This is a genomic window from Sporosarcina sp. CAU 1771 (assembly GCF_054482775.1).
In genome coordinates this window covers 457612-470061 of the sequence record NZ_JBTLRN010000001.1, presented here as the reverse complement: position 1 = coordinate 470061, position 12450 = coordinate 457612, and the positions used below count along the sequence as shown (strand labels likewise).

The window sequence follows — 12450 nt, the reverse complement described above, 5'->3', positions numbered from 1 at the left end:
AAAAATAGGGAACAGCACCAAAGTGAGTTCCCCATTCTTTATATTATACAAGGATTAATTAATTCCCTTTTACTTGGCTCATTACTTCGTCAGCGAAGTTTTCTTCGCGTCTTTCGATACCTTCTCCAACAGCATAACGAATAAATTCAACAAGTGTGCCACCAGTTGATTTAACAAATTCGCCAACTTTTTGGTCTGAGTTTTTAACGAATGATTGATCAAGAAGACAAATCTCTTCGAAGTATTTACCAATACGTCCTTCTACCATCTTAGCAACGATGTTTTCAGGCTTTCCTTCGTTAAGTGCTTGTTCAGTAAGTACTTTCTTTTCACGCTCAACTTCTTCTTCAGAAACTTGGTCACGTGAAATGTATTTAGGGTTCAAAGCCGCAACGTGCATTGCAACATCTTTAGCTGCTTGCTCATCCGTTGAACCTTCAAGTACAACTAGAACACCAATGCGTCCACCCATGTGCAAATAAGGACCGAATGCATCATTGTCTGTCTTCGTGCGAATTTCATAACGGCGAAGTGTTATTTTTTCCCCGATTTTTGCAACTGCGTTAGAAATATGATCAGCAACGGATAGACCATTTTCCATTTTAGACTCGATTGCTTCTTCTACTGTTGCTGGCTTCGTAGCAAGTAAAAACTCTGCAAGTTCTTGAACTAAAACTTGGAACCCTTCGTTTTTTGCAACGAAATCTGTTTCAGCGTTTACTTCAAGAAGAATTGCTTCGTTTCCATTTATATAGATACTAGTTGTTCCTTCAGCTGCGATACGGTCTGCTTTTTTAGCAGCACTTGACAATCCTTTTTCACGTAGAAAATCGATTGCAGCTTCCATATCACCGTTTACTTCAGTTAAAGCGTTTTTGCAGTCCATCATACCTGCACCTGTTTTTTCACGTAATTCTTTTACCATTTGAGCTGTAATTTTTACTGTCATTTTCCATTCCTCCAAATTATGTCATCTTTTCCTAGAAAAAGACGATAAGTGGAATATACCCTTATCGTCTTTTATTTGCCGAAACTAGTATTGCATTTTCAACTTATTCAGCTGAAACTACTTCTTCAGTAACTTCTTCGTCTTCACCTTGTCTTGCTTCTAGTAAAGCATCAGCCATTTTACTTGTAAGTAAACGTACCGCACGGATTGCATCATCGTTTGCTGGAATGATGTAATCAATCTCGTCTGGGTCACAGTTTGTATCTACAATTCCAACGATAGGAATATTTAATTTAATTGCTTCCGCTACCGCAATACGCTCTTTGCGTGGGTCAACAACGAACATTACGTCTGGAAGTGATTTCATATCCCGGATTCCACCTAGGAATTTAACTAATCTTTCGTGCTCTTTGTTCAATTGGCCTACTTCTTTTTTTGGAAGCACTTCAAAAGTACCGTCTTCTTCCATACGCTCAATTGTTTTCATACGAGCTACGCGCTTTTGAATTGTACCAAAGTTTGTCAATGTTCCACCTAACCAACGTTGGTTGATGTAATAGTTTCCAGAACGTTCAGCTTCTTCTTTAATTGCGTCTTGTGCTTGTTTTTTTGTACCAACAAATAGTACTTTTCCACCGTCTTCTCCAACTTGACGCATGAAAGCATATGCTTCTTCAAGCATTTTCACCGTTTTTTGAAGATCGATGATGTAAATACCGTTACGTTCCACAAAAATGAATCGTTTCATTTTAGGGTTCCAACGACGTGTTTGGTGTCCGAAATGAACACCTGCTTCTAATAATTGTTTCATTGAGACTACTGCCATTTGTAATTCCTCCTGTTTTGGTTTAATTCCTCCGTACAACTCATCCACTAGAACGACCTTCCGGCACCGTTTCTAATGTCCCTGAACGTGTGTAGTAATACCACTTGATAATATAACATACTGCCTATCTTTGTGCAACTATCTCTTTCCAAATTTCAAAAATAATTCAACTTCCGTTCGTCCTTTTTCAAGTTCTTTCGCAATTTCTTCGACAGACTTACCAGTTTCATATAGCTTAAGTACCTTCGCCCTGTCATCAAGAGGTTCATCTTCAATACTCGTGTTTTCATTCAATAAGGACGACACGGCATAGGATTTTAAAGCAAGATTAACTGGTCGCTTTGGCGGAACAAAAGCTAAAGGAGTGTCACCTTCATGAACTTCAGGTTTTTTCGTTCCAGTAGAATCGTTCGTAAACTCTTGCTCTACCTTCATTTCCATTGTAGCCAATCTATTTATAAGTCGATCGTTTTCATCCTTTAATTCTGTTAAATATGCGGCTATTGAGTCGTCCATTTCTTCCATAATCGTTCTTTGCTTTTTTTCGAGATCGTCAAACTTCGACACTTTTGTATAAAGTAATGCCAGTAAGTAAAATCCAATAATTTGAATAATAAATAACGCTAATAAAAAAATGGGAATCATAAGTATTATCCTGTAAAGTCGACAAATGAACCTTTATACGGATGCACAGTCGGCTTTTCCTTTTCATTATTACGCTCTTTTTCATCCTGCGTATGACTATTCTCGGGATTATTTTTATCTTCATCTGTTTTAGCTAAATTTTCTGTCTCAATCACAGTTTCACGATTCTTCACTGTTTGTCGCTCAGTTAAGGCATTTGCTTGGTCTTGGTTCAACTGGGATTGCTGTTGTTTTTGCTCAGCCAACTTCCCTGCTTCAACTGTCTTTGGTATCGCAATTTGAAGTTCAATTCCTTTTAAACTCATAAAATCCCTCCGTCCACAATTTCAGGCGAGAGTAACTCCTTGAGTTTAAACAAAGCTTTTGAATGAATTTGAGAAATACGTGATGTTGACAAACTAAGAATTTCTCCAATCTCTGTAAGTGTGAGCTCTTCCGTATAAAACAAATTTAGAACAATCTGTTCATTTTTATTTAGATTCTCAATCTTATCGATCAAGTCTCTAATTAATTCATCCATTACTACTTTTTCTTCAGGCATTTCAGATTTTTCATCTTTTATGACGAATGTAGTTTGTCCTTCATCCTCATCATCCTGCAGTTTTTCATCGATAGATAACACGCTGGAAAAATAATGTTCATTCATAGTTTGATAGATTTCTTCAACACTCAATTCCATATGCTCTGCAATTTCTTCAGGAGTTACATGACGCATTAGGGATTGTTCAAGTTTTTCGATTTCAATTATTAATTTTTTCGACTTTTCCCTAGACGTACGAGGCAACCAATCCTCTTTACGTAATCCATCAATGATTGTGCCTCGTATTCGAAAAGAAGCATAAGTATCAAACTTTAAATCTCTTGATGTATCAAACTTAATTAATGCATCAAAAAGACCTTGAAGTCCTAAGCTCATTATATCGTCCCTAGAAACATTTCGAGGCAATCCAGAGCCAATTCTTTGGACATGATACGTTACCAGTGGCGTGTACATTTGAACGAGTAGGTCACCTGCATCCGGATCTCTGTTTTCAATCCACTTTTCCCAGCATTCCACTTCATTTATCCGTCTTTGTTTCGACATCGAATCCCTCACTTTCCATGATGATTCTAAAGCCTATCCACTTGTTATACCTTAATTACAGCCAATAAAGGGAATGAAAACGCTAGATTTATTCAACAGCCGTCTAAATGTTTAAATGTAATTAGATTTCTTCTGTCCCTTTATTGACTGTACGAATGGAGAGCATTGAAGTAGAGGGATCAAATTCGATAGTTCGCCCACTTGTCCCACCTGTATCTTCTGCAACAATCGGAATGTATAATCGCTTCAATTCTTTTTTGACCGCTTCAATATTACGTGGTCCGATTCGAATTGTACTAGTAGACCCAAACTGAAACATTTGTGCACCACCAGCAATTTTAGCTTTTAATACACTTGGGCGAACGCCTTCTTGTTTTAATAGTTCCATGAGCCCGTATATGCCTGTGTCCGCGAACTTTGCAATATTGATATTGTCTGACTTTGCAAGACTTGAATCGGGTAACATAACGTGTACCATACCTGCCACCTTCTTAATTTCATCATACAAAACTACTCCTACGCATGATCCAAGTCCAGACGTTCGAATTGTTTCCGTCTTCGTCACAGTATTCATATCAGCTATCCCAACTCTGACGACATTTCTTATTGTCACCATATTACATCACACCCAGTGATCGAAAAATGGTTATGTACGATGAAGGGTCAGGCAACAGAAAAAAGTGACCATTTATACTTTCCGCACCTTGTTCCTTAATCTCCGTATTTATAACAATCACTTCATCACTCATATGCGATATTTCAATTAAGCCAACACTAACAATTGCACCAACCATGTCAACACTTAACGAGGGCACTGTGGGATGTATTTTTAATCCTGTAAAGTCTGAAAGAGCCGACAAATAAGAACCAGATAAAATATTACCTAATTCCTGCATGGCTGATATCCCAATTTCAGAAAATGGCGGTGTATTAAAATCGAACGAAGCATCACCAATGAGCTTCTGAATAAAGCGATTCGCACTTTCAATGGAAAGGACAAAAAACATACTTCCAGAAACTTCTCCTTCTATTCTTAAATAGATACCGACAACTACCTCGTCTGATCCGCCTGCAAGATCAAACATTCCATCAAATGAAACTAACTCTACTTCGGGAACTCGCATATCAATTTTTCTGTCGAGTAAACTCGACAAAGATGTAGCTGCATGACCTGCGCCAATATTACCGATTTCCTTTAGCACATCTAAGTGCATATTTGTAATCGCAAATTCAGGCTTCATCTATTCCCACCCGTTTCATTGGTTCTAAAACACGTCCCAGATCGAGCATAACAAGAAGACGTTTGTCTATTTTGGCAACTCCTGAAATAAATTCGGATTCGATTGTCCCTACAACTTCAGGTTGGGGTTCAATTAACCCAACTGGAATATCAAGTACATCATTTGCAGAATCTACAATTAGACCTACTTCAAATTCAGGTTGAGATACGATAATAACTCGTGTATTTTCATTATCCTCTTGCGGTTCAAGTCCAAACCGAATTCGCAAATCTACAATTGGAGTGACTACTCCACTTAAATTGATAATACCTTTTACATGTCTGGGTGTTTTTGGAACTGTTGTCACTGTCGTAAGACGTTCAATAGACTCGACAACATCTACTTCAATCGCATATTCTTTATCCATTAATTGAAACACGATTAATTTCACCGTTTGGGGCAAAGTCTTTTCAGTCATTTTCTCACTACCTCCTATTTGATCAATGCATTGCAATCTACAATTAGGGCAACTTGTCCATCTCCAAGAATTGTGGCTCCTGAAATTGCAAACACACTCGCCAAATAATTGCCAAGTGATTTAAGAACGATTTCTTGTTGTCCAATAAAGGAGTCAACAACAAGACCCGCAATTTTATTCCCTTTACGAACAATTACAATTGACTGGAATCCATTTTCATCCTCATCTTTTGGCATGTCAAATACTTCTTTTAAATTAACAAGCGGAACAATACTGCCACGGAAATCAATAACTTTTTGATTGTGCGCATTCATAATATCTGAAGTTCGAATGATTGCAGTCTCAATAATCGAAGTTAGTGGCACTGCATAAACATCGTTTGATAGTTTAACAAGCATGACAGAAATTATTGATAACGTTAAAGGCAATTGCACCTGAAAAAGGGAACCTTGTCCTTCCTTCGAATTAATCGAAATATGTCCTCCAAGTGATTCGATAGTACTTTTCACGACATCTAAACCTACTCCGCGACCGGAAACATCCGATACTGTTTTAGCTGTAGAAAATCCAGATGCCAAAATAAGCTCTGCCACTTGCCGATCCGTCATTGCCTCAGCAGCTTCTTCAACTACGATTCCGCTTTCAATAGCCTTTGCGAGAACACGTTCTCTGTTTAAACCGGCGCCATCGTCTTCGAGTTCAATGAAAACATGATTTCCAGAATGATAAGCTCGCAAGGTGATTGTGCCTTCTTCGGGTTTTCCTTTTGCAAGACGTTCAGCTGGCGTTTCAATTCCATGGTCTAGACCATTACGAATAAGGTGAACTAGTGGATCCCCAATTTCATCGATTACCGTTCTGTCAAGTTCAGTTTCTGCACCAATGATTTCCAACTTAACTTTTTTGTCTAAATCGCGAGCAAGTTGTCGAACCATCTTTGGAAAACGATTAAATACAGTTTCTACAGGGATCATACGCATATTTAAAATGATGCTTTGCAAATCTCCTGATACCCGCGTCATTCGTTCAACTGTCTCATTTAATTCGGGATTGTGAAGGTCAGCAGCTATCGACTGAAGTCGCCCTCGATCAATTACTAATTCCTCAAATAAATTCATCAATATATCCAATCGATCAATATTTACACGTATTGTTTTATTCGAGGAATGAGAATTTCCTGTTCTACTCGTTGGTTCTGGAGTCTTCGAAGCACTTTTCTTAGCTACTTCAACGATCTTTGCTTTTTCGTCATTTTCTTCTTTTCTTCCCTGCTTTAGCGATTCACTTGTTATCGCAATGATTTCAACAAGGTCAATCTCTGAAACCTTCATAACTTTTGCATGAATATCTTCAGCACTTTCCTCTGAAATAAGGACAACCGAAAACTGTTCATCAAAGTCTTCATTTTCCAACTTCTCAACATTAGGCACAGATTTAATAATGTCGCCTGCTTTTTCAAGGATTTCAAAAACCATAAATACACGCGCCGCCTTCAATAGACAATCTTCACGCAAATGTATCGTGATTTCATAAACTCCGAAGTTTTGTTCAAACGACTGAGATATAACTGTCGTTTCAAAATCATCATAATGAATCTTTGACGTTAAACTTGGAGTGTGATTATTGATTAACGTAGCAGCAACTTCAGGTTCTTCTGCAAGAACAAAGGTTTCTCCACTCTCAATCGCATTGAGAATACGAACAACTTCACTTACATCTTTCTTTCCAGTCCCACCATTTGAAATATCAATAACCATTTCTTCCAAATAATCAACGGCTTGAAAGATAATGTCTAGAATTTCCGCAGTAAAATCGAGCTTCTCATTTCGAATCGCATCTAAGACATTTTCCATTGTATGTGTTAAATCAGCAATATCTTCATACCCCATTGTTGCAGACATTCCTTTTAATGTATGAGCGGAACGAAAAACCTCATTCACTATCGTTAAGTCTTGAGGACTTTTCTCTAATTCCAAAAGGTGCTCATTGCACGATTGAAGATGTTCTTTACTTTCCTCTATAAACATGTCTAAGTATTGACTAGTATCCATCATAACGCTCCTTTCAAAACTTCAAACATTTCAATATCGCATTTGGTATATCTTGAATGTCCTCAATCTGATCCGCAAATCCCGCATCAATTATTACTCGCGGCATTCCAAAAACAACAGATGTTTTTGCTGATTCGGCAATTGTAATCGTTTTATTGGTTCTCCTTAATAATTCCATACCTACTTTTCCATCAGACCCCATGCCTGTCATAATGACAGTTACATAATTTACCTCGCTTAATTCTGCCGCAGACTCAAGCAACACATCCACAGATGGGCGATGACCCGCACGCGGAGATTCACTCTCATCCAAGTGCACAAAATAGGATGCCCCTAACTTTTTTAACTTTAAATGTTTGCCTCCAGGCGCAATATAGGCTGTACCATTGAGGAGTAATTCGCCATTTTCAGCCTCTTTCACTGAGATTTCACATAAACCATTCAGTCTATCTGCCAATGATTTTGTAAATCCGGGTGGCATATGTTGGACGATTAAAATAGGTCTATCAAAATCTGCTGGTAGTTTCGTAAGTACTTGTTGAAGAGCTCTAGGACCGCCTGTTGACGTCCCAATTATAACAAAAGTCTTACTCAACTTCGAGAAAACTGAGCTTTTAGACCTTGAAACTTCTTTTGAAGATTTCTTTGTTTTAGTCCTATTTTCTATGCTTTCTTCTACTTCTTGCCGACTTCCTTGTTCTGTAATCAACTCGTTCTTAGAGTTATGAATAGATATTTTAGATAGCTTCGATATTTGGACACCTGACGCTGCAACTACTTTTTCAATAATTTCATCTTCCACATCCCGAAGATTTAATGAAATAGCACCACCTGGTTTTGCTATAAAATCGACTGCCCCATATTCCATCGCAAGCATTGTATTTTCAGCACCTATTTCTGTTGTACTTGATAACATAACAACAGGTAGAGGGTGTTTGCTCATAATTTCTTGCAATGCTTCTAGTCCATTCATTATTGGCATTTCGATATCCAGCGTTACAACATCTGGCTTCAATACCCTTATTTTTTCAAGAGCATCTTTACCATTTCTAGCAGTTCCAATTACTTCAAGCATAGGATGACTGTTTAAAAAGTCGGATATCAGTTTGCGCATAAATGCAGAATCATCAACGATAAGCACTTTTTTTACTTTTCCTGAAACCAAATCAGTCACGTCCTTTCCTAAAGATGGTTTTCAACCTTTCAAGAAATCCTTCGCCTTTTCCATGATTCTCACTCAAGTCAACTTCAACAAAATTCGAGGTAATGCTCAACATTATTTTTGAAACCGAAGAATTTGGAAAAAGTTCTAAAAATGGTTGTTGGGATAATACTGCTTTTTGAACTGCTTCATCCTCAGGTAAAAAACCTAAAACCTTTACCTCTTTCTCTAAAAACTTGCGCATAGCGAGCTGAAGTCTCAGAATCGCATCATTACCATTATCTCCCTTTGGAATTCGGTTTCCAACAATATGAAATAACTTATCTGGATCCCTAAGACAAATGAACTTCATCATTGAATACGCGTCCGTAATAGAAGTTGGTTCTGTAGTGGAAATCACAATAACTTCATCAACAGAGATAATAAGCTGAATAGCTTGCTGTGTAGCGCCGGCACCCATATCAAATAGTATAAAGTCGTATTCTTGTTGCAAATTCTCAAATGCTTTTATAAGTCGATTAAAAGTCTCCTCAGACCATTCCATTACAGAATCCAATCCTGAACCACCAGATATAAAATCCAGGCCATGTTCTGTCTTATTAATGACTTCTTTAAGTTCTGTCGTACCACTGAGATAATCTTTCAAGCTATTTTTCGGTGTCTTTCCAAGTAGAATATGAATATTTCCCATACCTATATCCATGTCTATAATGAGTACCTTTTGACCTCGAGAATGAAGTGCATATGCAAAGTTTGTTGAAAAATTAGATTTTCCAACGCCACCTTTTCCGCTTACAACAGCAATTGACCGTGCTAACTTCCCTTGGATTTTCATCATCTGAAGTCTTAATGTCTCTGCCTGATCAATCATTGCGAGACTCCTTCATAATAAGTGAAGCCAATCCTTTAGCATCAGCTTCAGTAATATCTTCCGGGACTTCTTGACCGTCAGTATAATAAGCAGTCCCGATGTTGTATTGTTTCATAAGATTAAACATAGAGCCACTTGAACTCGTTTCATCCATTTTAGTGAAAATATACTTTTCAATCGGAAAACTTTTAAATTGCTCAATAATCGATCTCATATCTTCTTCTTTAGATGTCAACGACAAAACTAAAAAGGACTCCATTTCTAGTGAGAAATCAATAAGATTAGATAGGTCTTCTACAAATTTAGCCTCTTTGTAATTTCGTCCAGCAGTGTCTATAAAAACTAGATCCAAGTGGGCGAACTTTTTAATTGCTTCTTCAAAATCTTTGTTGTTATAAGCAATCTCAACAGGCGCCTGCAATAAATTGGCGTATGTGCGTAACTGTTCAATCGCTGCAATACGATATGTATCCGTTGTGATAAATCCAATTTTCTTCTTCTTTTCAAGTAGAGCACGAGCCGCAATTTTAGCAATTGTTGTTGTTTTCCCGACTCCTGTAGGCCCCAAAACATTAATATATTTTTTGGAATAACTAAGTCCACCGAAAGGTAAATGTTCTATTTCTTTTATAAGTAGCTCTTGGGCAATTTCCCATTGCTCATCTTTTGTAAAGTCTCTTTTCTCAACCTTCATACGATTAAAAATAGCATCACCTATTTGATTGACTACTTCAGGTGAAATGCCTTGAAAGTGTAGATGATGGAGAAGATTTTGCATTTCCTCAGGATAGCGTGAATTATCCGCAACTGGACGCATTTTTTTGATTAAGTTTTTCATTTCTTTCATTTCTTTTTGTAATTCTAATGTAGAATCATCTTTGGTTGCTCTCTGATTTGGTATCGGGTTATGTATTGATTCTGCTTGTCGTGGGGCTGGTTCATCATACCCCGCGACTACTTCAATTGCTTTTTTCTTGAATAGGCCTAGAAATCCTTTTGACTTCACTACAGTCGAACTTAGAATAATAGCGTCATCGCCAAAATCAGCACGAACTTTTTTCATTGCATTTACCATTGTATCCGCTGTATACTTCTTCATCTTCATTTGATTTCCACCACCCCAACACTCTGTACTTCTATCGAAGCCTCCAACTCATTATAAGACAACACCGGAATTTGAGGGAAATATCGTTCTGTTACTTGTCTTAAGTACATTCGAATTGCAGGTGAGCAAAGAACGACTGGTGACTGATCCATCAAAGCAACTCGTTCTATTTCCCGGGCAATCGATTCCAAAATCCCTTGAGAATTTTGAGGATCTAAAGACAAATAATTTCCTTGCTCGGTTTGTTGAATGCTATCTGCAATCATTTTCTCGACTTTTCCTGATACCGTCAGCACTTTCAATGATTCCGAGCCCGTTGCATATTGATTGGTAATCTGCCGTGCTAAGGCTTGTCTTACATACTCCGTTAGTACATCTACATCAGATGTATACTTTGAATAATCTGCAAGTGTTTCAAAAATGATTGGTAGATTTCGAATCGAGACGTGTTCACTTAATAGTTTTGCTAGCACTTTTTGAATTTCTCCAATGGAAAGCGGTGTCGGAGTTAATTCATCAACAAGAATAGGATACGTTTCATGCACATGATCGACGAGTTGCTTTGTTTCTTGCCGTCCAATTAAATCTGCAGCATTAGCTCGAATTATCTCCGTTAAATGTGTTGAAACAACACTTGGAGGATCGACGACAGTATATCCAAGTATTTCTGCATCCTCTTTCACATCTTCGCTAATCCATTTTGCAGGAAGACCAAATGAAGGCTCGATTGTGTCAATCCCCTCAATCGAGTCATCCCCGCCTGGACTCATCGCTAAATAATGATCGAGAAGTAGTTCTCCTCTAGCCATTTCACTGCCCTTTATTTTAATTCGATACTCATTTGGTTGAAGTTGAATATTGTCCCTTATCCGGACTACAGGAATAACAAGACCAAGTTCAATGGCGAGCTGTCTTCGAATCATCACGACTCGATCAAGTAAATCCCCACCCTGCGTTGCATCAACAAGGGGGATTAATCCATAACCAAATTCAAATTCAATAGGATCGACATTCAGTAAGTTCACCACATTCTCAGGACTTTTCAGGCCATCCGTTTCTGCTTCTTCTTCCATTTCTAGTAACTCCTCTGGATCTTCTTCCTCTTTTCTAGATCCATTGTAAGCAAGTAATGCTAACCCTGCCGCAACAGGAAGTGTTAGAAAGTTATTAATTGGTGTAGCTAGTCCAAGTAATAATATCGTTCCGGAAGCTACATAAAGTAGTTTTGGCTGTCCAAATAGTTGTTTTGTTATATCGCTTCCTAAGTTCCCTTCTGAAGCTGCACGAGTAACAACAATACCAGTAGCTGTTGAAATTAATAAGGCTGGAATTTGACTGACAATTCCATCGCCTACAGTTAAGGAAGAAAAGAGCATCGCTGCTTCTGCAAAGGGTAAACCCATCTGCGTAACACCAATAATCATTCCGACAAGCAAGTTTATGATAACAATAATAATCCCTGCGATTGCGTCTCCTTTAACGAACTTCGTTGCACCGTCCATCGCTCCATAAAAATCAGCTTCGTTACTAACCTTTTCTCTACGTTGACGTGCATCAATTTCTGAAATCATACCGGCATTCAAATCAGCATCTATACTCATTTGTTTCCCTGGCATCGCATCTAAAGTAAAACGAGCGGCAACTTCTGAAACTCGCTCTGAACCTTTCGTAATTACAATAAACTGGACAATAATCAAAATGGTGAATACAACAAGTCCTACAACAACATTCCCACCGGTTACAAACGTTCCAAATGTTTCAACGACACCACCCGCATTTCCTTCACTTAGAATCGCACGGGTTGTTGAAACGTTCAGACCCAGTCTGAAAACAGTGAGTAGCAAAAGTACAGTTGGAAAGATTGAAAACTGCAATGCTTCTTGCATATTCATAGATGTCAGTAATACCATTAATGCGATTGTAATGTTTATGATTATTAGGAAACTAAGTAACCATGGCGGAAGTGGGATGACTAGCATCGCGACTATACTAATTACGGCCACGAGTACGCCTATATCTTTAATCTGCATGTCATCCCTTCTTTCTGTTTAATCAGTTT

13 protein-coding genes are annotated in these 12450 nt (G+C 38.1%); all 13 read right to left on the bottom strand.

What is annotated here, in order from left to right; genetic code table 11:
• Positions 1-58 precede the first annotated feature (58 nt).
• The 13 genes from tsf to flhA all read right to left on the bottom strand — a co-directional run bounded on the left by tsf (position 59) and on the right by flhA (position 12421).
• Entirely contained in the window at positions 59-949 is an 891-nt protein-coding gene (tsf, locus tag ACXYMX_RS02370) for a translation elongation factor Ts (RefSeq protein ID WP_459042608.1), read from the bottom strand.
• Between the two features lie 103 nt (positions 950-1052).
• On the bottom strand, positions 1053-1775 hold the full coding sequence (gene rpsB / locus ACXYMX_RS02365; protein ID WP_459042607.1) for a 30S ribosomal protein S2: 723 nt from the start codon (positions 1773-1775) through the stop codon (positions 1053-1055).
• Between the two features lie 138 nt (positions 1776-1913).
• Entirely contained in the window at positions 1914-2420 is a 507-nt protein-coding gene (locus ACXYMX_RS02360; RefSeq protein ID WP_459042606.1) for a DUF6115 domain-containing protein, read from the bottom strand.
• 5 nt (positions 2421-2425) lie between these two features.
• A complete protein-coding gene (locus ACXYMX_RS02355; RefSeq protein ID WP_459042605.1) occupies positions 2426-2725 on the bottom strand; it encodes an RNA polymerase subunit sigma in 300 nt (99 codons plus the stop codon).
• Complete coding sequence (locus ACXYMX_RS02350; protein WP_459042604.1) at positions 2722-3504, bottom strand: FliA/WhiG family RNA polymerase sigma factor; 783 nt, start codon at positions 3502-3504, stop codon at positions 2722-2724. The genes ACXYMX_RS02355 and ACXYMX_RS02350 overlap by 4 nt, the downstream gene beginning before the upstream one ends.
• 121 nt (positions 3505-3625) lie before the next feature.
• Positions 3626-4120: a chemotaxis protein CheD gene (locus tag ACXYMX_RS02345; RefSeq protein ID WP_459042603.1), complete on the bottom strand. Its 495-nt coding sequence runs from the start codon at positions 4118-4120 to the stop codon at positions 3626-3628.
• A 1-nt stretch (position 4121) separates the two neighbouring features.
• Positions 4122-4745: a chemotaxis protein CheC gene (locus ACXYMX_RS02340; protein WP_459042602.1), complete on the bottom strand. Its 624-nt coding sequence runs from the start codon at positions 4743-4745 to the stop codon at positions 4122-4124.
• Positions 4735-5202, bottom strand: a complete 468-nt coding sequence (locus tag ACXYMX_RS02335; RefSeq protein WP_459042601.1) for a chemotaxis protein CheW — start codon at positions 5200-5202, stop codon at positions 4735-4737. The genes ACXYMX_RS02340 and ACXYMX_RS02335 overlap by 11 nt, the downstream gene beginning before the upstream one ends.
• Before the next feature lie 14 nt (positions 5203-5216).
• The gene (locus ACXYMX_RS02330) at positions 5217-7253 is read right to left on the bottom strand and encodes a chemotaxis protein CheW (protein WP_459042600.1); all 2037 of its coding nucleotides are present in this window, start codon (positions 7251-7253) and stop codon (positions 5217-5219) included.
• Between the two features lie 13 nt (positions 7254-7266).
• A complete protein-coding gene (locus ACXYMX_RS02325) occupies positions 7267-8367 on the bottom strand; it encodes a protein-glutamate methylesterase/protein-glutamine glutaminase (RefSeq protein ID WP_459042677.1) in 1101 nt (366 codons plus the stop codon).
• A gap of 52 nt (positions 8368-8419) precedes the next feature.
• Positions 8420-9286, bottom strand: coding sequence for a MinD/ParA family protein (locus ACXYMX_RS02320; protein WP_459042599.1), 867 nt, complete (start codon positions 9284-9286; stop codon positions 8420-8422).
• Positions 9279-10391 (bottom strand): flagellar biosynthesis protein FlhF, encoded by a 1113-nt coding sequence (gene flhF, locus ACXYMX_RS02315; protein ID WP_459042598.1) that lies wholly within the window; start codon positions 10389-10391, stop codon positions 9279-9281. The genes ACXYMX_RS02320 and flhF overlap by 8 nt, the downstream gene beginning before the upstream one ends.
• A complete protein-coding gene (gene flhA / locus ACXYMX_RS02310) occupies positions 10388-12421 on the bottom strand; it encodes a flagellar biosynthesis protein FlhA (RefSeq protein ID WP_459042597.1) in 2034 nt (677 codons plus the stop codon). The genes flhF and flhA overlap by 4 nt, the downstream gene beginning before the upstream one ends.
• Positions 12422-12450 lie beyond the last annotated feature (29 nt).